The 20,686-nt window shown below is 71.0% G+C and carries 22 protein-coding genes; 9 read left to right on the top strand and 13 right to left on the bottom strand.

Features of this window, described 5'->3' with window-relative positions:
* Positions 1-4 precede the first annotated feature (4 nt).
* Positions 5-868, top strand: a complete 864-nt coding sequence (locus tag M2163_RS06880; RefSeq protein WP_280853765.1) for a leishmanolysin-related zinc metalloendopeptidase — start codon at positions 5-7, stop codon at positions 866-868.
* Between the two features lie 259 nt (positions 869-1,127).
* Here M2163_RS06880 and M2163_RS06875 read toward each other — a convergent pair whose 3' ends face one another.
* The 3 genes from M2163_RS06875 to M2163_RS06865 form a co-directional block, all read right to left on the bottom strand.
* Positions 1,128-2,153: a 6-phosphofructokinase gene (locus tag M2163_RS06875; protein WP_280893436.1), complete on the bottom strand. Its 1,026-nt coding sequence runs from the start codon at positions 2,151-2,153 to the stop codon at positions 1,128-1,130.
* Between the two features lie 155 nt (positions 2,154-2,308).
* The gene (locus M2163_RS06870; protein ID WP_280853767.1) at positions 2,309-2,986 is read right to left on the bottom strand and encodes a CBS domain-containing protein; all 678 of its coding nucleotides are present in this window, start codon (positions 2,984-2,986) and stop codon (positions 2,309-2,311) included.
* 257 nt (positions 2,987-3,243) lie between these two features.
* Positions 3,244-3,648, bottom strand: coding sequence for a DUF302 domain-containing protein (locus M2163_RS06865; RefSeq protein WP_280853768.1), 405 nt, complete (start codon positions 3,646-3,648; stop codon positions 3,244-3,246).
* Between the two features lie 169 nt (positions 3,649-3,817).
* Here M2163_RS06865 and M2163_RS06860 point away from each other — a divergent pair, with 169 nt between their 5' ends.
* The 3 genes from M2163_RS06860 to M2163_RS06850 are packed head-to-tail and all read left to right on the top strand — an operon-like array spanning position 3,818 to position 6,369.
* Positions 3,818-5,179 (top strand): MBL fold metallo-hydrolase, encoded by a 1,362-nt coding sequence (locus tag M2163_RS06860; RefSeq protein ID WP_280893435.1) that lies wholly within the window; start codon positions 3,818-3,820, stop codon positions 5,177-5,179.
* Between the two features lie 60 nt (positions 5,180-5,239).
* The gene (locus M2163_RS06855) at positions 5,240-5,626 is read left to right on the top strand and encodes a rhodanese-like domain-containing protein (RefSeq protein WP_280893434.1); all 387 of its coding nucleotides are present in this window, start codon (positions 5,240-5,242) and stop codon (positions 5,624-5,626) included.
* Positions 5,623-6,369 (top strand): sulfite exporter TauE/SafE family protein, encoded by a 747-nt coding sequence (locus M2163_RS06850; RefSeq protein WP_280853770.1) that lies wholly within the window; start codon positions 5,623-5,625, stop codon positions 6,367-6,369. The genes M2163_RS06855 and M2163_RS06850 overlap by 4 nt, the downstream gene beginning before the upstream one ends.
* Positions 6,370-6,390: 21 nt before the next feature.
* On the opposite strand, the gene M2163_RS06845 is transcribed toward M2163_RS06850, so the two are convergent.
* Positions 6,391-6,678, bottom strand: coding sequence for a metal-sensitive transcriptional regulator (locus M2163_RS06845; RefSeq protein WP_280853771.1), 288 nt, complete (start codon positions 6,676-6,678; stop codon positions 6,391-6,393).
* Positions 6,679-6,760: 82 nt separating this feature from the next.
* Between M2163_RS06845 and M2163_RS06840 the strand changes: the two genes are divergently transcribed.
* Complete coding sequence (locus M2163_RS06840; RefSeq protein ID WP_280853772.1) at positions 6,761-7,348, top strand: rhodanese-like domain-containing protein; 588 nt, start codon at positions 6,761-6,763, stop codon at positions 7,346-7,348.
* Positions 7,349-7,397: 49 nt separating this feature from the next.
* On the opposite strand, the gene trxA is transcribed toward M2163_RS06840, so the two are convergent.
* Positions 7,398-7,769, bottom strand: coding sequence for a thioredoxin (gene trxA, locus M2163_RS06835; protein ID WP_280893433.1), 372 nt, complete (start codon positions 7,767-7,769; stop codon positions 7,398-7,400).
* Positions 7,751-9,514: an aminotransferase class V-fold PLP-dependent enzyme gene (locus M2163_RS06830; RefSeq protein ID WP_280893432.1), complete on the bottom strand. Its 1,764-nt coding sequence runs from the start codon at positions 9,512-9,514 to the stop codon at positions 7,751-7,753. The genes trxA and M2163_RS06830 overlap by 19 nt, the downstream gene beginning before the upstream one ends.
* 386 nt (positions 9,515-9,900) lie before the next feature.
* Between M2163_RS06830 and M2163_RS06825 the strand changes: the two genes are divergently transcribed.
* Genes M2163_RS06825 through M2163_RS06815 form a run of 3 tightly spaced genes read left to right on the top strand, consistent with a single transcriptional unit; the run spans position 9,901 to position 11,965 of the window.
* Complete coding sequence (locus M2163_RS06825) at positions 9,901-11,142, top strand: FAD/NAD(P)-binding oxidoreductase (RefSeq protein WP_280893431.1); 1,242 nt, start codon at positions 9,901-9,903, stop codon at positions 11,140-11,142.
* Positions 11,143-11,157: 15 nt separating this feature from the next.
* Complete coding sequence (locus tag M2163_RS06820) at positions 11,158-11,475, top strand: TusE/DsrC/DsvC family sulfur relay protein (protein WP_280853776.1); 318 nt, start codon at positions 11,158-11,160, stop codon at positions 11,473-11,475.
* Between the two features lie 16 nt (positions 11,476-11,491).
* Positions 11,492-11,965 (top strand): DsrE/DsrF/DrsH-like family protein, encoded by a 474-nt coding sequence (locus M2163_RS06815; RefSeq protein WP_280853777.1) that lies wholly within the window; start codon positions 11,492-11,494, stop codon positions 11,963-11,965.
* A gap of 74 nt (positions 11,966-12,039) precedes the next feature.
* On the opposite strand, the gene M2163_RS06810 is transcribed toward M2163_RS06815, so the two are convergent.
* The 6 genes from M2163_RS06810 to M2163_RS06785 form a co-directional block, all read right to left on the bottom strand.
* Positions 12,040-12,330, bottom strand: a complete 291-nt coding sequence (locus tag M2163_RS06810) for a hypothetical protein (protein ID WP_280853778.1) — start codon at positions 12,328-12,330, stop codon at positions 12,040-12,042.
* Positions 12,331-12,652: 322 nt separating this feature from the next.
* Positions 12,653-14,038 (bottom strand): MBL fold metallo-hydrolase, encoded by a 1,386-nt coding sequence (locus M2163_RS06805; protein WP_280893430.1) that lies wholly within the window; start codon positions 14,036-14,038, stop codon positions 12,653-12,655.
* A 126-nt stretch (positions 14,039-14,164) separates the two neighbouring features.
* On the bottom strand, positions 14,165-15,394 hold the full coding sequence (locus M2163_RS06800; RefSeq protein WP_280893429.1) for an FAD/NAD(P)-binding oxidoreductase: 1,230 nt from the start codon (positions 15,392-15,394) through the stop codon (positions 14,165-14,167).
* Positions 15,395-15,440: 46 nt separating this feature from the next.
* Positions 15,441-15,767, bottom strand: coding sequence for a rhodanese-like domain-containing protein (locus M2163_RS06795; protein ID WP_280893428.1), 327 nt, complete (start codon positions 15,765-15,767; stop codon positions 15,441-15,443).
* A 68-nt stretch (positions 15,768-15,835) separates the two neighbouring features.
* Positions 15,836-17,374 (bottom strand): HAMP domain-containing sensor histidine kinase, encoded by a 1,539-nt coding sequence (locus M2163_RS06790; RefSeq protein ID WP_280893427.1) that lies wholly within the window; start codon positions 17,372-17,374, stop codon positions 15,836-15,838.
* The gene (locus M2163_RS06785; protein ID WP_280893426.1) at positions 17,364-18,059 is read right to left on the bottom strand and encodes a response regulator transcription factor; all 696 of its coding nucleotides are present in this window, start codon (positions 18,057-18,059) and stop codon (positions 17,364-17,366) included. Before M2163_RS06785 ends, M2163_RS06790 begins: the two co-directional genes overlap by 11 nt.
* Before the next feature lie 171 nt (positions 18,060-18,230).
* Between M2163_RS06785 and M2163_RS06780 the strand changes: the two genes are divergently transcribed.
* Positions 18,231-18,920: a DUF2202 domain-containing protein gene (locus M2163_RS06780; protein ID WP_280893425.1), complete on the top strand. Its 690-nt coding sequence runs from the start codon at positions 18,231-18,233 to the stop codon at positions 18,918-18,920.
* A gap of 258 nt (positions 18,921-19,178) precedes the next feature.
* Here M2163_RS06780 and M2163_RS06775 read toward each other — a convergent pair whose 3' ends face one another.
* Positions 19,179-20,585: a GNAT family N-acetyltransferase gene (locus M2163_RS06775; RefSeq protein ID WP_280893424.1), complete on the bottom strand. Its 1,407-nt coding sequence runs from the start codon at positions 20,583-20,585 to the stop codon at positions 19,179-19,181.
* Positions 20,586-20,686: the final 101 nt, after the last annotated feature.

Below are 20,686 nucleotides of genomic sequence, written 5' to 3'. Positions count from 1 at the left end.
CGTGATGAGCAAGGTCGCCACCAACACCTTCCAGACGTATCGAGCGGTCGCGAGTTTCGAGCGGGCCAGAGAGCTGGCCCGCACGACGTCACCGTTCACCATCGAGATCCGCTTCCTCGGCGGACTGACGACCACTCAGCAGGACGCCTTCGCCGCCGCGGCCGACCGCTGGGCGAAGGTCGTCATCGGGGATCTGGACACCGCGCTCGTCAACGGCGACGTCATCGACGACCTGCTCATCGAGGCCGAAGGAGTCACCATCGACGGCCCCGGGCGGGTACTGGGGATGGCCGGTCCCACCGACTTCCGCGACGAATCAGCGCAGTTCGGTGCGTTCCTGCCGGCGAAGGGCGTGATGCGGTTCGACTCCGCCGATCTCGCGCAGATGGAAGCGGACGGCACGCTCGTCGACGTGATCACGCACGAGATGGGTCACGTCCTGGGTCTCGGCACCCTGTGGACGGCGTTCGACCTCCTCAAGGGCGCCGGCACCCAGAACCCCACCTTCGTCGGCCCCGGCGCGATGGCCGAGTTCGCCGCGCTCCTCGGCGAGGAGGACCCGGCCCCGGTACCGGTCGCCAACTTCGGCGGGCCCGGCACCCAGGACAGCCACTGGCGTGAGGCGGTCTTCGTCACCGAACTCATGTCGCCGTTCATCTCCGGAGCCGGGAACCCGCTGAGCCGGATGACCGCGGCGAGCCTCGGCGATCTCGGCTACCAGGTCGACCTCGAGGGCGCCGAACCCTACGCACTGCCCAACCTGCTCCAGATCGCGAGGGAGGGCGCCCTCGTGCCGCACACGGCGCCGCTCGGTGACGGCATGATGCTCCCGGTGGTGCCGACGCGGCTGCCCGCCGCGACACCGTAGGCGGTCCCGCCGGAAGAGGTCCGCCGCGTACGGACCTCTTCCGGCACCGGGTCGTCGCAGGACCGCCGCCAGGTGCCCACGGTGTTCCGGCCGCGGGCGGCACAGCGCGGGACATGTGACTGACGCCGGATTCCCTGTCGCGCGACGATCCCTTGCTGCCTGTCCCGGCACCTGGCTGTCCCGGCACCTGGCTCGGAGCCGGCGGTGATCCGTCGTACGTTCGGTCCTCCGTCGACGGCCGATCGGCCGGGGAGACACCTCAGCCGAAGAAGACCGCGAACTCGTCGTACAGCGAAGGATCCAACACCTTGGTCCTGCCGCGCGTCTCGTCGAGGGGAATGCGGACGATGTTCGTGCCGCGCAGGGCGACCATCGTGCCGAAGTCGCCGTCCTTGACCGCGTCGACGGCGTGCAACCCGAAGCGTGTGGCCAGCCAGCGGTCGAATGCGCTGGGCGTACCGCCGCGCTGGACGTGTCCGAGGACCGTCGTGCGGGCCTCCGTTCCGGTGCGCCCCTCGATCTCCTGGGCCAGCCACTCACCGATCCCGGACAGGCGTACGTGGCCGTACTCGTCCAGAGACCGGTCCTTGAGGATCATCTGGCCTTCCTTGGGGACAGCCCCCTCGGCGGCGACGACGATCGGCGCGTAGTTGATCCCGAAGCGGCTCTTCACCCATGCGCAGACCTGGTCGATGTCGAACGGCCGCTCCGGCACGAGGATCACGTTGGCGCCTCCCGCGACCCCCGCGTGCAGGGCGATCCACCCGGAGTGCCGACCCATCACCTCCACCACCAGCGTGCGCATGTGCGACTCGGCGGTGGTGTGCAACCGATCGATGGCCTCGGTGGCGATACCGACGGCCGTGTCGAAGCCGAAGGTGTAGTCGGTGCCGGCCACGTCGTTGTCGATGGTCTTGGGCACGCCGACCAGGTTGATCCCCTGGCGACTGAGCTCCGTGGCCGCGCCCAGGGTGTCCTCGCCGCCGATCACGATGAGCGCGTCGACCTGGTGCGCGGCCAGGGTGTCCCGGATGCGCCGCACTCCGTCGTCGTGCTTGAGGGGGTTGGTGCGGGAGGAACCGAGAATGGTTCCGCCGCGGGGCAGGATTCCGCGCACCTCGGCGATGCCCAGCGGCAGCACACTGTTGTGGAGGGCGCCGAGCCAGCCGTCGCGCAGTCCGACGAACGAGAAACCGTAGTCCTGGGTTCCCTTGCGGACGACGCTGCGGATGACGGCGTTGAGACCGGGGCAGTCACCGCCACCGGTCAGTACTGCGATCTTCATGGCTTCCTCCCTTTCTCCCCGGGCGGAGGCCGGCCTTCGCCCACGCTGCGGTGCGCCGCGGGACGGCTCCGCGCTGTGTGTCCGGAGAGCCAGGTGTCTCTTTTCCATCATGAGCGCCCGGGTCTTCGGCGGCGACTTTCCCGAGGTCCTGGCAGTCACGTCTCGGCAGGGGCTGTCCCGGGGACGTCGAACCGGTACCCGATGTGTGCGGAGACCGAGACCACGCCGTCGACGTTGCAGCACAGCCGTTCGATGACGGGGATCAGGCTGCTCGCCTCGACGGCTCCTCGGAGGGTCACCACGCCCTCGTGCACCTCGGCCGTCACGTCCGAGGGGGCGAGGTTCAGTGTCCGCTGGAGCACGTCCTTGGTGATCTCGTCGCGGATGGCGTCGTCCCGGCGCAAGAAGGTCCGCAGGAGATCGCCGCGGCTGACGATGCCCTTGAGCCGGTCCGCCTCGTCCACCACGGGCAGCCGTTTGACCTTGTGGAGCGCCATGAGGCGGGCCGCCTCCGTGACGGTCCACTCAGGCCGTGCGCACAGGGCGGGAGCGGACATGAGTTCCACGGCGGTGGCGCCCTCTGCCCTGGCCCGTTCCCCTGTGTCCAGGTGCGGCTGCGGAGACCGGCTGAACGGGTCGCTCCGGGTGGAGCACTTGCGCAGCAGGTCCGCCTCGGACACGACCCCCAGGGGGTGGTCCAGTTCGTCCACCACGGGTACGGCGGTGATGCCGTTGTCGGCCAGCAGTTCGACGATCTCCTTGAAGGGCGTGTCGCGCCTGACCCGGACGACATCGTGGCTCATCAGGTCGGCAACAGTACGGTGGTGCTGCATGTCGTCCTCCCTTCGTGGCGTGACAGTCCACGCGGTCATATCTCAAGCGTGTCAAGGACGGGCCGTGCGCAGGAGTGCCGCTCAGTACCCGTTCAGGTCCGGTCGGACCGGAAACAGGGCCGTCCGGCCCCCTCGGCTCAGGGTGGTCGAGCCCTTGCGACCGAAGCCTGTTCCTTGCCGTGCGGAGTCAGCGGGCGGTCGGCCCGTTGCGCGGGCACGCACAGCACCTTCTCGTCACGCGGTCGCTCGCGGCGCCGTCAGTCGTTCGAGCCTGCCGCCGTGAGTGAGGCGAGGGCCGCGTCGAGGCGGCGGGTGGCCTCTTCGGCGACCGGGCGCAGGGCGTCGAGTTCAGTGAGGGCGACCATCGTGCCCGGGTTCACGGCCTGTACGACCGTGCCCTCGCCTTCGCGGCGCACGACGACGTTGCAGGGCAGCAGGAGGCCGATGCTGCGGTCGGTCTCCAGCGCGCGGTGGGCGAGGGGCGGGTTGCAGGCGCCGAGGATGACGTAGTCCTCCATGTCGTGGTCGAGTTTGGCCTTCAAGGTGGCCGTGACGTCGATCTCGGTGAGGATGCCGAAGCCCTGCTCCGCCAGGGCCTCGCGGACGCGCTCCACGGTGGTGGCGAAGTCGGTGTCGAGGCGGACGGTGCGGTCGTAGCGCATGGGCGGGGCCTTTCTCGGTGGCTTGTGCCGGATGGGTGTCCGGCCGTGTGCGAGGTACTCGTAGCGCGTTCCCAGGGCCTTTCCCGATCCCGAGAATACCCCCCGGGGTACTGTGCTACCTTCGAATGTATACCCCCCAGGGTATTGATTCACCGGAAGGGAGTACGGAGTGTTCTTCGTCGACACAATCGAGGTGTCGGGGCTCGGCAACCGCAGCTACCTGACGGGCGGTGAGCGGACAGCGGTCGCCGTCGACCCGCCGCGCGACGTCGACCGGGTCATCGAGGTGGCCGCTCGGCGTGGAGTGCGGATCTCGCACGTGGTCGAGACACACGTCCACAACGACTACGTCACCGGCGGTCTGCAACTCGCCCGGGTAACAGGTGCCGCCTACCTGGTACCGGCCGGGGCGCGGGTCGCCTTCGACCGGGTGCCGGTGCACGACGACGACCGGACAGCCGTCGATCCCGCCGCCGGCCTGGTCCTGCGCGCTCTGGCCACCCCCGGGCACACCCCCCACCACACCGCCTACGTGCTGGAGGAGCACGGCACGGCGGTCGCGGCGTTCACCGGCGGCTCGCTGCTCATCGGCACCGTCGGCCGTCCCGACCTGGTCGAACCCCGGCTGACCGAGCAGTTGGCCCGCGCCCAGCACGCGTCCGCCCACCGGCTGGCGTCCGAGCTGCCCGACGAGACGGCCCTGCTGCCCACGCACGGCTTCGGCAGCTTCTGCTCCTCCTCCCAGGCCGAGGGCGGCGAGACGACCATCGGCAAGGAGAAGGTGTCCAACGAGGCGCTCACCCGGGACGTGGACACCTTCGTCGCCGACCTGCTGGCCGGCCTGGACGACGTGCCCGCTTACTACGCGCACATGGGGCCGGTCAACGCCGCCGGACCCGCGCCCGTCGACCTGACCCCGCCGTCCGTCGCGGACGCCGACGAGATCGCCGCACGGCTGGCGGCGGGGGAGTGGGTCGTCGACCTGCGCAACCGGGTCGCCTTCGCGGAGGGGCATGTGGCAGGCTCGTTCAACTTCGAGGCGGAGGGGCAGCTCGCCACGTATCTGGCCTGGCTGATCCCTTGGGGCAAGCCCGTCACGCTGCTCGCCGAGTCGCCCGACCAACTCGCCGGCGCGCAGCGCGAGCTGGCCCGAGTGGGCATCGACCGCCCGGCCGCCGCGGCGAGCGGCGGGCCGGCCGCCTGGACGCGCGCGGGGGAGAGGCCGGCCTCCTTCCCGCGGAGGACCTTCGCCGACCTGGCGGGACGGGCCGCGGACGTCGTCGTGCTGGACGTGCGCCGCGCCTCGGAACGCTCCGCCGGACATGTCGAGGGCTCCGTGCACATCCCGATCCACACCCTGCCCCGCCGCATCCACGAGGTTCCCGAGGGCGAGGTCTGGGTGCACTGCGCCGGCGGCATGCGCGCCGCGATCGCCGCCTCACTGCTGGACGCCGCCGGCCGGGACGTCGTCGCCGTGGACGACTCCTTCGAGGGCGCCGAGAAGGCGGGACTGGTCCTGCGGGTCCCCTGACGGTGCCGACGCCGGCGACGCATACCGAACTTCCGTGACGAACTGGAGCCAGAATCCGAGATGAGCATCTTCCGACGGGCCCGGGGTGGCCCCGGCCGCGTGAGTGTGCAGGAGGCGGCCCTGCGCACGGGGCACGACCGCGGCGAGGGCGGCGGGGACGCCGTTCTGCTGGACGTGCGCGAGCCCTACGAGTGGCAGGCGGGCCATGCGCCGGGCGCCGTCCATCTGCCCCTGTCGGCGTTGGCCGCCGGGGCCGGGCTGCCCGCGCACGCGCAGGCGCGACCCCTGTTGGTGATCTGCCGTTCCGGCAACCGTTCCCGGCAGGCCGCCGAACTGCTCGTCGCGCGCGGCGCGCAGGCCGTCGACGTGGTCGGCGGGATGCGGGACTGGGCCAGGGCGGGACTGCCGGTGGTCGACGCGCGGGGACAGGACGGCACCATCGCGTGAGCGCACTCCTGTTCGCCCTGGCCGCCGGAGCGGTCATAGGCCTGGCGCTGGGCGCGCTCGGGGGCGGCGGCAGCGTCCTGGCCGTTCCGGCGCTGATCTACCTGCTCGGTTTCAGGCCGGTCGGCGCGACCACCGCGAGCCTGGTCATCGTCACGCTCACCTCGGTGACCGCCATGGTCGCGCATGCCCGCGACGGCAACGTGCGCTGGCGCACGGGGCTGTTGTTCGCTGCGGCCGGAATCGGCCCGGCGATGGTGGGCGGCGCGCTCGCCGACCGAATCCCCGGGGCCGTGCTCACGGCGGCCTTCGGTGTGGTCGCGGGGGTGGCGGCCGTGCGCATGCTGCGCTCCCGGCCCGCCGCGAACGGCGCTGTGACGGTACGGCCGGGGCGGGCGGCGGCGACCGGCGCCGGCCTTGGAGCGGTCACCGGTGTCCTCGGTGTCGGCGGCGGCTTTCTCGCCGTCCCGGCGCTGGTGGGAGTGCTGGGCATGCGGATGCGCAACGCCGTGGGGACCAGCCTGCTGGTCATCACCGTCAACTCACTGGCCGCACTGTCGATGCGCGCCGGCACGCTCGAGGGGCTGGACTGGGCGGTCGTCGGACCGTTCGTCGGGGCCGCGGTCCTCGGCGCGTGGGACGGCAAGCGGCTGGCCACGAAGGTCTCCGGGCACACGCTCCAGCGGCTCTTCGCGATGGTGCTGCTGGCCGTGGCGGCCTTCATGTTCATGGACGCGCTGCTGTGAAGGCCGACGCGGCGACCGTCCTCATGCCAGCGACAGGAACAGTCTCTCCAGGCGGGCGCGCATCGCCTCGGGATCCTCGCCGTTCTTGCGCCCCGACTCCATGTCGGTCACGCACTGCTGAAGGCCGGTGGCGATGATCGCGAAGCCGGCCCGGTCCAGCGCGCGCGAGGCGGCGGCGAGCTGCGTGACGACGTCCTCGCAGTCACGCCCCTCCTCGATCATCCGGATCACTCCGGAGATCTGACCCTGTGCCCGGCGCAGCCGGTTCAGCACGGCCTTCAGGTCCGCGCCCTCGAGTTCCAGTTCCACGTCCACTCCCTCAAGAAATACCCCTAGGGGTACTGTACGTCCCGATTCGGGACGTCGACGACCATCAAGGATCACATCTGACATGACCGACACCCCCGCCCCTGTTGCGTACGGCACCGAGCAGGCCCGCACGCGGCTGCACGAGCTGACTGTCATCGACGTACGCACACCCGCCGAGTACGCCTCCGGCCATCTGCCCGGCGCGCTCAACATCCCCCTGGATCATCTCCGGCGGGCGCTGCCGGAGATACGGCACGCCGCAGAGCGCGGCGACGTCCTCGTCGTGTGCGCCTCGGGCGCCCGCTCGGAGAACGCCTGCAAACTGCTGGCCGAGCAGGGCGTCACCACGGCGACGCTGGCCGGCGGCACAGGCGCCTGGGCCGCCCAGGGGCACGACCTGCACACCCCGGCGGCCTGCGCCACCCGTTCCGGCTGGAGCATGGAGCGCCAGGTGCGCTTCACCGCCGGCAGCCTGGTTCTCCTCGGCATGGTTCTGGGCCTGTTGGTGCATCCGTTGCTCCTGCTGATCTCGGCCGGCGTCGCGGGCGGCCTGGTCTTCTCCGCCCTCACCAACACCTGCGGCATGGCGGTCGTGCTCGGCAAGCTGCCGCACAACCGCCCGCGCTCGGCCGACCTCGACGCAGCGCTCGCCGCGCTCCGCGGCCGTTGACCCCGATGTCCCGGGGCGTCCCTCGTCCGCGTGACGGGCGCCTCGGGCGTCAGCTCGCCTGTGCCGAGCCCGCGGCGGCCTCGCGGCGCACGTCGTCCATGTCGACGGCGCGGATCTTCCCGATGAGTTCCTCCAGCGCCTGCGGTGGCAGTGCGCCGGGCTGTGAGTACAGCACGGTCCGGTCGCGGACGGCCATCAGGGTGGGGATGGAGGAGATCTGGAAGGCGCCGGCGAGTTCGGGCTGTGCCTCGGTGTCGACCTTGCCGAAGACGATGTCCGGGTGACGCTCGGACGCCTTGTCGTAGACGGGGCCGAACATGCGGCACGGTCCGCACCAGGCGGCCCAGAAGTCGATCAGCAGGATGTCGGAGCCCGTGACGGTCTCCTCGAAGTTGTCCTTGGTCAGGTCGACGGTCGGCACGAGGTTCCTCCGCTCTCTATACCCATGGGGGTATTTTCGTCCTGCTCGGTCCAACCGGAGCCGGTGTGGGTTTGTTCCACGCAGGCGGGCGGCAGCGGGAACCAGCGCATGCGCTCGAAGCCGGCCGGCAGCCCGGAGGGCCCGTCACCGACCTCGTCGGGCCCGGCCGTCAGTACCCCGCGGGCACGGTCGAGCTGGCCGGACAGTGCCTCCTCGCCCAGCCGGCGGTGGCCGGGCGCCGGGGCGGTGATCCGGCCGTCCGCGCCGAAACGCACGTCGGTCAGCCGCAGCGGAGGTGCGGCGGGGCCGCCGTGGTGGCGCCACTGCCCGGTATGCGGATCGAAACGGTAGTCGGGCAGGAGCTGATGTCCGTGCAGGGCGATCAGCTCGACGGCGTCGATGAGGTAGTCGCGGACGGTGTCGCTGATGAAGTAGTTGAAGTTGACGCGGATCCACCCGGGCTTGATGCCGTCGCAGCCGCGGGCGACCTCGTCCCGCAGGGCGTGCGAGGTGGCGGTGTCGATGGCGAGCAGGCGGTGGCCGTAGGGGCCCGCGCAGGAGCAGCCGCCGCGGGCCTGGATGCCGAAGAGGTCGTTGAGCAGGGCGACGACGTAGTTGTGGTGCAGGTAGGCGTGCTCGCCGTGGCGGATGCGGAAGGAGACGATGGACAACCGGCGGGCGTGGTGGTTGCCGAGGATCTCGATGCCGGGAAGGCGGTCCCAGCGGGCGAGCGCGTGGCGCCAATGGCGCTCCTCGGCGGCCTGGATGGTGTCGGTGCCGACGGCCTGCTTGAGAGCGAAGACCAGTCCGGCCCGGACGGACTCGACGATCGCGGGCGTGCCGCCCTCCTCGCGGGCCACCGGGTCGTCGAGGTAGCGGTGACCGAGCGGGCCCACGAAGGCGACGGTCCCGCCGCCGGGCACGGTCGGCACCGGGTTGCGCACCAGCTCGCGCCGCACGACCAGAACGCCGGGCGTCTGCGGGCCCCCGACGAACTTGTGCGGAGACAGGAACAGCGCGTCCTTGTGGTCTCCGGCGCCCGGTGCGCTCTCCCGCATGCGCAGGGGGATGTACGGTGCCGCCGCCGCGTAGTCCCAGAAGGACAGGGCGCCGTGCGCGTGCAGCAGGCGTGCGATGCGGTCGGTGTCGGTGAGGATGCCGGTGACGTTGGAGGCGGCGGAGAAGCTGCCGATGCGCAGCGGGCGTGCCGCGTACCGCCGTAGACCGGCCTCTAGCTGGGCAAGGTCGACGTGGCCGTCGGTGTCCTCGTCGATCACCACGACGTCGGCGACGGACTCGCGCCAGGGCAGTTCGTTGGAGTGGTGCTCGTAGGGGCCCACGAACACCACCGGCCGTTCGTCCGGCGGTGGTGGGTCCGGGCGGCGCAGCTGAAGGATGCCGACCAGCTTGTTGACCGCGGCGGTCGAGCCGGAACCGCAGAAGATCACCAGGTCGTCCGCCGTGCCGCCGACCGCGTCGTGAATGATCCGCCGGGCGTCCTCGCGCAGCCGGGTCGTCTGCAAGCCGGTGCTGGAGCTCTCGGTGTGGGTGTTGCCGTAGCGCGGCAGCACCTGCTCGCGGACGAAGTCCTCGATGAAGTCGAGCGAGCGGCCGGAGGCGGTGTAGTCGGCGTAGACGATGCGCTTGGGGCCGTACGGCCCGTCCAGTACCTCGTCGTCGCCGATCAGTCCGCCGCGAATGCGGTCCAGCAGCGGCGACATGGTCGGCGCCGAGGTCGTGCTCATGGCTCCAGCTCGACGTCGGTCTCGGGCCGCTGAGGCAGCGTGTCGTGGGTCGCGAGCCGCAGCGCGGCCGCACGAGGCGGCCGGTGGCTCGTAGCGGGGGTCCCTGATGTGGTGCGGGTCATGGCCGGGTCCCTCTCCGGTGTCGGTTCTTCCGTACTCCAGTCGACCGCGGGGCGCCAGGCGGAGCGGGGGACCGACGGGGACCGTCCGGCCCTCGTGCCTGATGACGCCGAGATATACCCTGGCGGGTATTTTAGCAGGGTTTTCGTGCGCGTCGCATGGGACATGGGGCCCAATGGACCCGGCCGAACACATACCCGGGCGGGTACCGGGATGGGGACCAGCGGCCCATGCCAGGCTTCCATCTTCCGCACGACAGTGGGGACATGGGCAAACACATCGTGATTCTCGGTGGTGGAACCGCCGGCACCATGGCGGCCAACCGTCTGTGTCGCACCTACGACAGAAGCGAGTGCCGGATCACGGTCGTCGACCAGAACGACGACCACCTCTACCAGCCCGGCCTGCTGTTCGTGCCCTTCGGGCTGGCCCAGCCGCGCCACCTCGTCCGCTCCCGTCCGCGACAGCTCGCCCCCGCGGTCGACTACAAGATGGCGCGGATCGACCGGGTCGACCTGGACGCACGAACCGTCCGTCTTGCCGGAGGCGTACGGCTGTCGTACGACGTCCTGGTGGTCGCCACCGGGGCCACCCTCCTGCCGGAGGAGACCGACGGGCTCACCGGTCCCGGATGGCGTGAGAAGGTCTTCACCTTCTACGACCTGCCCGGCGCAGCCGGTCTGCGCCGGGCGCTGGAAGTGTTCGAGGGCGGCCGCCTGGTGATCGACGTCGCCGACCTGCCCCTCAAGTGCCCGGTGGCGCCTTTGGAGTTCGCCTTCCTCGCCGACTGGTACTTCCAGCAGCGAGGCATCCGAGACCGGGTCGAGCTGACGTACGTCACCCCGCTCGACGGCGCGTTCACCCAGCCGGTCGCGGCCGGGGCGCTGGGCGGTCTGCTCAAGGACAAGGGCATCGAGCTGGTCACGGAGTTCGCGCTCGGTGAGGTCGACGGCGAGGGCGGGCGGCTGGTGTCGTACGACGAACGGGAGGTGCCCTTCGACCTGGCGGTCGTGGTGCCCCTGCACGGTGGTGCCGCGTACGTGGAGCGCTCCGAGGGGCTGGGTGACGAACTCGGCTTCGTGCCCGTGGACCCGCACACCCTGCAACTCCCGGGCCGTCCCGAGGTGTTCGCGATCGGTGACGCTGCCGGCCTGCCGGCGTCCAAGGCCGGTTCGGTTGCCCACTTCGAGGGCGAGGTACTGGTGCACAACATCGGCCGTCACCTTGCCGGGCAGCCGCTGGACGCCTCCTTCGACGGGCACGCGAACTGCTTCGTGGAGACGGGCTTCCACAAGGCCCTGCTGATCGACTTCAACTACGACACCGAACCGTTGTCCGGCCACTTCCCGGGTCCGGTCGGGCTGCCGCTGCTGAAGGAGTCGCGCGCGGCCCATCTCGGCAAGCTCGCATTCGAATGGCTGTACTGGCACAGCCTGCTGCCCGGCCGGGAGCTGCCCGGCATCGGCTCGGCGATGCCCGAGCACGGCAAGCGCCGCATCTTTCACTGAGCGGAGGACTCCGTCATGCCTGTCGTCACTTACGACAACACCGACATCCCGGTCGACGACGAGGGCTTCTTCACCGAGCCGGCCCGCTGGACCGAGCCGATGGCCGAGCAGGTCGCGAAGGAGGCCGGCATCGACACGCTGACCGAGCGGCACTGGATCGTCATCCGCTTCATGCGTGCTCAGTATGCGGCCAAGGGCACCGGTCCGACCGTGCGTGTGCTCGGCAAGACCTCCGGAGTGAGCGTCAAGGAGCTCTACCAGCTCTTCCCCAAAGGACCGGCGAAGACCGCCGCCAAGATCGCCGGTATCCCCAAGCCCCGCGGCTGCATCTGAGAGGGAGCGCACGCTCATGACCGGTACCGCCACGATCGAGAAGGTCTCGATCATCGTCTCCAAGGGCTCACTGGAGGGCATCTACCCGGCCCTGATCATGGCCAACGGCGCTCGCGCCGAGGGCATCGAGGCCGACCTGTTCTTCACCTTCTTCGGCCTGGACGCGATCACGAAGAAGCGCTGGGAACACATCAAGCTGGCCACCGTCGGCAACCCCGGACTGCACCTGCCGACTCTGCTCGGTGGCATGCCCGGCGTCCCTGACCTGGTGACCCGCTACATGGAACGCAAGATGGACAAGCTCGACATCCCACCGATCCCCGAGTTCATCGAGATGATCGCCGACACCGGGGCGGGCATCTACGCCTGCAAGGCCTCCGTCGACCTCTTCGAACTCGACAAGGACGACCTCGTCGACCAGGTCCAGGGAATCATCACGGTCGGCGAGTTCTACGAACACGCGGCCGGCGGCCAGATCGTCTACACCTGAGACAGCCGACGGGCTGTCTTGCCGTCGTCCGGAACCCCAGGGCGAGTGCAGAGCGTCGCGCACTCGGAGGTGACTCAGGCGAAGGGGGCCCCTTCGGGTGCCGGGCCCACCGGCTCGGTGCCGTGCTCGGCCAGGGTGGCCTGCAGGAGGAGCAGGCGTGCCAGATCACGTGCCTCGTCGGCGGTGAGTGCCGCCCACGCACCCGGCTCGCCGCCCTGGTCGCGGCCCACGTCCAAGGTGACCCGGCTGATGGGGTGTTCCGCGGGCGCGAGCTCCAGGCGCCGCACGGCGATCCTGCGCCCGCAGGCGGTGACGACGCAACGGCCCTCGTTCGCCGGGCCGGGGTCAGGTCCTGCCGTGGTCATCGTCCTCACGCTCCTTCGGGGGTGGCGGTGCCCGACGGGTGGTGTCCGGGGCAGTGGTGCCGTCCGCGTCTCGAATACCCGCTCGGGTATACACGACAGCGCTGGACAAGCCCGCGTTGTTCCCTTCCGCGGGTGGACGCGTTCGGCACGGGTGGGCCAGGGTGGCGACGGCGACCGGGACGTGTCGCGCAGTGCGTCGGGGGCGTCGTAGGAGAAGGGGGCGCGGGGGGAGATCGCCGGGCGGACGTGCGCACGCCCTGACGCCTTCGAGCGGCCGGGGGTGGCGGTCGGTTTCCGTGACCGCCACCCGGTCGGTGAGAGATCAGACTTCGGCGGCTGCGGACAGGCTGAGCCAGGCGCCGTAACCGCCGAGCAGGTCGGAGACGTCGGTGCGGCCCTGGTGACGGAGCAGGCTGGCGGCGATGGAGGAGCGGTGGCCGCCCGCGCAGTGCACGACCAGGGGCCGGTCGGCCGGGATCTCGTCGGCGCGGCGGGCGAGTTCGGCCAGCGGGATGTGCAGGGAGCCCTCGATGAAGCCCTCTTCGCGTTCGGCGCTGTTGCGCACGTCGAGCACCAGCGGAGCTTCGTCGCCGTCGAGCAGACGGTGCAGCTCGTCGGCGGTCAGCCGGCCGGCCTGCTCCATCTCGTCGGCGAGGGCCGGGAAGGCGCCCTCGGATTCGCGCAGGTAGCCGCCGACCTTGTCGAAGCCGATCCGGGCGAGCCGGGTGACGATCTCCTCCTCCCGGTCCTGGGGTGCGACGACGAGGACCTCCTGTTCGGGGTCGACGACCATGCCCGCCTGCTCGGCGAAGCGGCCGTCCGCGGGCACGTTGAGCGAGCCGCGCAGGTACCCGGGCGCGAAGTCCTGCGGTGCGCGGGCGTCGACCACGACGGCTCCGGCCGCGCGCCGCTCCATGAACTCCTCCACCGACAGGGGCCGGGGCGCGGTGGCCACGTCGAACAGGCCGTGTTCCTTGCGGTTGAGGATGGCGTCGTAGACGAAGTAGGCGGGAGCGGAGGGCTGGCCCTCCGTCACCAGCTGGACGAACTTCTCCTCGCTCATGGGCCGGCATGCGTAGTTGGTGGCGCGCTGTTCGCCGATGGTGGACTGGCGCTGGGTGGAGAGGTTCTTGCCGCAGGCGGAGCCGGCACCGTGGGCGGGGAAGACCCGGACCGCGTCCGGGAGGTCCATCAGCTTGTGCTGGACGGTGTCGTAGAGCATGCGGCCGAGTTCGTCGGCGGTGACGCCGATCGACGCGAGCAGGTCGGGCCGGCCGACGTCGCCGATGAACAGTGCGTCGCCGGTGAGGACGCCGTAGGGGACGGCGTCGCCTGTGTGCTCGTAGACCAGGACGCTGATGGACTCCGGTGTGTGCCCGGGGGTTTCGAGGATCTGCAGCTGCACGTCGCCGAGGCTGATGCGCTCGTCGTCGGCCAGTTTGCGGATGGGGTAATCGGCTTCGGCACGCTGTCCGTAGCCGATCCAGGCGCCGGTCCGGGCGGCCAGCTCAAGGTGACCGGCGAGGAAGTCGGCGTGGAAGTGGGTGTTGATGACGGCCTCGATGGTGAAGCCGTGTGCGGCGGCGTCGGTGAGGTACTCGGAGACGTCGCGGCGCGGGTCGACGACGACGGCCTTGCCGGTGGTCTCGTCGGCGATCATGTACGACGCCTGGGAAAGGCAGTCGAGGTAGTACTGGGCGAAGAACATGGTCAGGTGACCTCCGTGTCGGTCGGGTGCGGGACCCGCCCGCGGGTGTGTACGACGGTCCGGTTCGCCCTATGCGCTGGGCGGGGACGGTGGCCGGCCCGGTCGGGGGATGCCCGGGCCGGCCGGTCAGAGACGGCCGGTGAGCATGCCGTGCCAGTAGATCGGCGGCAGTCCGTACCGCTTGAACAGCCACATCGTGCGCCGTTCCTTGAACGGGTCGAGCAGCGGGAAGGTGGGCGTGGGGGTCAGGTCGTAGTCGAACTCGGCGAGCAGCATGCGGTCGCGGGCGGTCACCAGTGGGCAGGACGTGTAGCCGTCGTACCGGTGCGAGGGAGAGCGCCCGTTCATGACGTCGAGCAGGTTGCCCGCCACCACCGGCGCCTGCTTGCGCACCGCGGCACCCGTCTTGGACGTGGGCAGGTTCGCCACGTCCCCGAGGGCGAAGACATTGTCGTAGGAAGGGTGTTGGAGGGTGTGCTTGTCGGCGGCGACGAAGCCCTGAGGGCTCGCCGGATCGGCGAGCGGACCCGTCTTGACCCAGTCGGGTGCGCTCTGCGGCGGCACCGCGTGCAAGAGGTCGTAGCCGACGGTCTCCTTCGTGCCGTGCGCGTGGTCTGCGACGGTGATCTCGCGGGCGTCGCCGTCGACGGCGGTCATCTCCGAGTTCAGCCGCACCTCGATGCCGTACCGGGAGGCCACCTGCTGCAGGACCTGTGACCAGGCGGGCACCTTGAACATCGCCGGGTCGGGAAGGACGAGGATGATCCGGATGTCGTCGAGGACCTTGCGCCTGCGCCAGTGGTCGGCGGCGAGGTAGGCGATCTTCTGCGGGGCTCCGCCGCACTTCAGCGGGGTCGCCGGGTGGGTGAAGACGGCCGTGCCCGAGCGCATGCGCTTGATGAGGTCCCAGGTGCGCGGGGCGTACTCGGGCGCGTAGTTGCTGCTCACCCGGTCATGTCCGACGGCCTGGGCGAGGCCGGGGACGCCGTCCCAGTCGAGTTGCAGGCCGGGTGCCGTCACCAGGTGTTCGTAGGTGAGTTCGGTGTCGCCGGAGAGGCTCACTGTGCGGGCCTCGGGGTCGACGGCCAGGGCTCGGCGGCGGATCCAGCGCACGCCGTCCGGTATCACCGAGCTCTCGGGCCGACGGGTGGCCCGCAGGGGAGCCTGGCCGCCGCCGACGAGGGTCCACAGCGGCTGGTACCAGTGCGTGTCGGACGGTTCGATCAGGGTGATGTCGCTGACGCCGGCGCGGCGCAACCGGGCGGCGACGCTGATGCCGGCGCTGCCGCCGCCGATGACGGCGACACGGTGACGGCCGGAGAGCGGGGCGTCGGAGGGGGAGGGGGTGGCGGCCAAGGCGGAGCTCCTTTCCGGCCGGCTGTTGTGCGGGTGTCGCACGAGGTCAGGCGGCGTGCTCGTGGGAGCCGGCTGCGACGGGACGGCCGGCGCGGGCCCAGGCAGTCGTGCCGCCGGTCACCGAACAGGCGTCGATGCCCTGGGAGTTCATCCAGTCGGCGGCCGTCATGCTGCGGTTGCCGCTGGCGCAGATCACGAACACCGGCCGGTCGACAGGCAGTTCACCGCAGCGGGCGGGCACGGTGCGCAGTGCCATCAGGCGGGCGCCGGGTACGTGCCCGGCGGCGTACTCGTCCGCCTCCCGTACGTCGATGACGAGCGCGCCGTCGGCCCAGGCAGCGGCGAACGCTTCCTGTGTCACTTCACGAGCCACTTGGTTGCCTCCTCAATTACCCCGGGGGGTATCTCTTCGGCGAGAGTACGGCGGCCGTGAGGCGGGCGTCAAATACCCCCGGGGGTATTTGCCCGAGGGGCAATGCGCGGCTTCGCCCCCGGACCGGAGATGAGTAGTTGCTCGTCGGTCACGGCCCGTGGCAGGTGGAGCGTCATCCGCGTCCCACCGCCTGGCCCGGAGTCCGCGGTGACCGTGCCGCCGTGGGCGGTGACCAGCTCCTTGACGACGGCGAGGCCGATGCCGCTGCCGCTACCGGCACGAGCGTGGGCCCCGCGCCACAGCCGGTCGAAGACGTGCGGCAGCTCGTCGGCGGGGATGCCAGGGCCGGTGTCGGCCACCTCGACGAGAGCTTCGGTGGGCGTGGCGGACGTCGTGACGGTGACGGTGTCGCCGGGACGGCAGTGCCGGGCGGTGTTGCTCAGCAGGTTGCCGAGGGCCTGGTGCAACCGGTCCGCGTCCGCACGGATCCGGAGGGGTGCGGGACCGCAGACGGCATGCACGGTCAGCCCGGCGCCACGGAGTTCGGCCTCCCGCTCGGTCACGGCTGCGCGGGCCAGGGCGGTCAGATCGACCTCGGCCAGGCGAAGGGACAGCCGGGCGGATTCGGCGTCCGCAAGTTCTCCCAGGTCACCGACGATGCGGCCCAGTCGCAGGGCCTGGTCGTGCAGGGCAGCCAGACGCTCAGCCGACGGGTCGGCGTAGCCGTCGCGGAGTTCTTCCAGACCCGCTTGCAACGATGCCAGCGGAGTGCGCAGTTCGTGGGCCACGTCAGCGGCCAGGCGGTGGCGGGCCCGTTCGGCGTGCGTGACGTCATCGGCCATGGCGTCGAAGGCGCGGGCGAGGTCGCCCAGTTCACCGGGTGCGTCGATGCCGGCTCGTGCGCTGCGGTCCCCGCCGGCCAGTGCGCGGGCGCCGGCCGCGACCCGGACCACGGGAGCTGTCAGACGCCGGGTGACGAACCAGCTCACGGCCAGCGCCAGAGCCAGCGCGCCAAGGGCAGCCGCGGCCACCCAGCCCCAGGCGACCAACCGGCCCGCCGACCCGGAGCCTGCCGAGAAGGCCAGCTGAACGGAGCCCACCGTGCGGCCGTCGACCGCCACCGGCGCGCTCGCACCGGGGCCCGAGCCCATGCCCTGCCCATGGTGGCCCTGTCCCGAGCTAGACATCCCGTGCTCGCCCTCAGCCCCGGAATCGGAGCCCGAGCCGGAATCGGAGCCCGAGCCGGAATCGGAGCCCGAGCCGGAATCGGAGCCGCTGGAGACCGTCTTGTCGTCCGCGTCGCGCACCGTGAGCACCGCCCCGGCACCCAAGGCCAGTGACCGGGCCGCGGACAGGTCGGCCGAGGCCCAGTCACCCGCCGTCCGGTAGGCGTCGGCGGTCGCGGCGGCCACCCGGTCGGCGGCGCGCTGCCGCTCGGCCTGGTGCGCGCTGCTGAGCCCGCGGTCGGTGCCCACGAATGCCGCGACGGTCAGCAGGGCCACGGACGCCAGCGCGACCACGGCGAACGCGGTGAACAGGCGCCGCCCGAGCGGGCCGAGCCCACCGGACCGCACGCCGAAGTGCTGCGAACGCGGCTCAGGGGTCACGGGCCCACCCCAGCCGGTAGCCGACGCCCAGCACCGTCTCGACGAGTCCAGGGCCGGCCGCCGCGAGCTTGTGCCGCAGGTTCTTCACATGCGAGTCGACCGTCCGCTCGTATCCGGCGAACTCGTAGCCGCGCACCCGGTTGACGAGCTCGTAACGCGAGTACACCCGGCCCGGCACCGACGCCAGCGTGGTCAGCAGACCCCACTCGGTGGGCGTCAGATCCACCGGCACCCCGTCCAGGACCGCCTCGTGCCGGGCCTCATCGATGTGCAGCCGTCCGTTTCCGTACGTCGCGACCGGCGCCGCCCCCGCCGCCGTGCCCCCGGCCCGCTGCAGCACCGCGCTCACCCGCAGTACCACCTCGGTGGGGCTGAAGGGCTTGGTCACGTAGTCGTCGGCTCCGAGCCGCAGCCCGTGGATGCGGTCCTCCACGGCGGTGCGGGCGGTCAGCACCACCACCGGCACCCGCCCCCGCTCCTGGGCCTCGCGCAGCACCTCGTCGCCGTCCACGTCCGGCAGCCCGAGATCGAGCAGTGCCAGGTCGATCCCCCGCTCGCCGAGCAGCCGTACCGCCTCGGCGCCCGAGCCGGTCGTCAGCACGCCGTACCCCGCGCGCTCCAGGTAGCGGCGCAGCAGCTCGCGGATCTCCTTCTCGTCCTCGACGACGAGCACGGTGGCGGCCATGTCCCACGTCTACGCGACGCGCGCACGCCCCGAGAAGGGCCGAACAGCCCCAAGTCACCGGCCGTCGTCTCCATCTCGTCTCCACACGCACGGCACGGCGACTGCAGGGGCCGGGGCGACGGTGAGGATGCGGGAACGCAGGACGCTCCCGCAGACCCCAGGAGGTTCGCCATGAAGCGCAATATCAAGATCGCGACGGCGGTCATCGCGGGCGCCCTCGCCATCGGCGCAGTGCTGACCGTCGCCCCGGTGACCGCGGGCACCGGCGGTGCCGCACCGACGGCCGCGCAGACCATGTCCCAGAGCATGATGACGAGCGCCGAGCACCAGGCGCCCCACCACGGCGACCGCTGGGACGGCATCCGGCGGCACGAGGGCCCCTGCGACGCATCCGCCCTGGCCGATCAGGGCACCCTGACGGCCTCCCAGAAGGCCACGCTGTCGACCATGGCCGAGGAGGAGAAGCTCGCTCACGACCTCTACACGGCGTTCGCCGCACGCTACGACGTGCGCGTCTTCCAGCGGATCGCGGCGGCGGAGACCCGGCACCTCACCGTCGTGCGCACCCTGCTGGACCGCTACGACGTCAGCGACCCGACCGCAGGCAAGCCGGCCGGTGAGTTCACCGACCCTGGCGTCCAGGCCACCTACGACAGGCTCCTGACACAGGGCGAGGACAGTCTGACCGGAGCCCTGAACGCGGGCCGCGCGGTCGAGAGCGACGACATCGCCGCACTGACCAGGGCACTGTCCGGACTCACCGCCCCGGACACACGCGAGGTCTACACCCACCTGCTCGCCGCGTCCGAGCGGCACCTGACCGCGTTCGAGCACTGGGCCGCCGACGAGCAGGGTCGATGACGCCCAGGCACGGCGGGTCAGGACGTAGGTGACGGCGCACGGCCGACGCCTGACCCGTTCTCGGCCTCGGCGAACGGCTTCATCGCCCCAGGCGGCGAGAGCGAACGCAAGCCGACGAGGACCATCGCCCGCCGGCGCCCGGGCACATGGTGCTTGTGGAGGTGGTGCAGGTCGGTGGGATTCCTGACGTAGGGGGTGGTGGATCCAAGGTCAGACCAGCGATCAGGGCGAGGTCTCCGGGGCGGACTTGTGGGCCGATCATGGCTGTGGGCGGTGAGGGTCCGAGCCGGACCGGGTTCCGATCGGGCGATCGAGCCAGATCCGGTCGCGCAGTTCGATGCCGTCGACGAGGGTGCCGGGTTCGTAGCCGGTGCGGGCGGTGAAGGCGTCCCGTTCGACGGTCCGTACACGGAATCCGTGCCGCTGATAGAAACGCAGGTTGCCGGTGTCTGCCGCGGCGGTGGCAACCAGCAGGCGTCGTCCCGACGCCCGCGAGACCAGGTCGATGGCACTGCGCACCAGAAGTCCGCCCACACCGGTGCGCTGTACGTCCTCCCGTACGGCCATGTTCTTGATCTCGAAGGTGTCGGCCCGGTGGGTGGCGACCCATTGCAGATGACCGACCACTTCCGTTCCCCGCAACGCGACCAGCACGCGCCCGTCCTCGATGTAGGAGTCGAGTTGCGCCGCTGAGTCCTCGGCCAGTTCGAACAGCGGCCTGATGTCCTTCCGCGGACCGTCGTACGGCACCACGCGCACCTCGTGCGGGATGGTGACCGGCGCATCAGGACGAGGCACAGGTTCTCTCGGCTGCATCCGTCTCACCAGCACGGCACGGGTGTACAGCAAGTGGAAGCCCTGGCGATGCACGTTCTGCTGGGAGGTGGAACCCGGTTGCGTGGTCACGACGGCGATGTCGCAGCCGGCAGCCGCGGCGTCGGAGAGCCGGGCCGAGAGCAGGGCCGACTGCACGCCGCGTCGGCGGTGGGCAGGGGCTGTTGCCGCGCCCGTGAGCTGGGCGACGCCGTCCGCGACACGGAGGCTGCCGCCGCCGGCGACGGTGCCGTCGTACAGCGCGATGTAGGGCACCACGCCTGCCGACGTGAAGTCCCGTTCAGCGTTCGTGAGGACCTCACGGGAGAATTCCTCGTGTGAGGGGACACCTTGCCCGTCGGGATGAGCGAAACCGTCGGCCACGACGTCCAGCCACGCCTCGAACTCCTCGTCGCGTGCCACCCGGACTTCGATACGTGGGTGCGTGGCGCGCTCGTGCGTGCCGTCGAGTGCGAGCCCGAGCACGTTCTCGAACGACTCCAGCCGATATCCGCGGGCCGTGAGAAGGGTGCCGACCGCCGGATCGGCCAACTCCGATATCTCGGCCTGCACCGGAGCACCACGATCGTCGAAGGTGCGCTCGATCTCGGCCAATGCGGCCGCCTCGGGCATTCCGGCGAACCCCAGTCCGGCGATCTTGTTGAACGGTGAGTCGTCCTCGGCAAACGCGGCCACTGCGCCGGCCACCCACCGCACGAACCCGACGTCGTCCCCCCGGCGCAGGCGAGCAGCCTCAGCGGCCGCGGCCATCAGATGGGCCTCGACGCGTTCGATGCGTCGCGCGAGAGGGACGTCGCAGAAGAGCGGTTCCCGGTTCATGTCCGTCCGCATGCCGTTTCGGTACTCACGAGTCGAGGCTAGCCGCCGTCCTGCGCGCAGGAGCGGTCGAGATTCTTACGGTCCCGGGACGGGTGGGCAGCGTCCCACGCATG

Source organism: Streptomyces sp. SAI-135 (genome assembly GCF_029893805.1).
Classification (GTDB): domain Bacteria; phylum Actinomycetota; class Actinomycetes; order Streptomycetales; family Streptomycetaceae; genus Streptomyces.
Note: the sequence above shows the minus strand (reverse complement) of the source record. Positions and strands in the feature narration are given on the sequence as shown.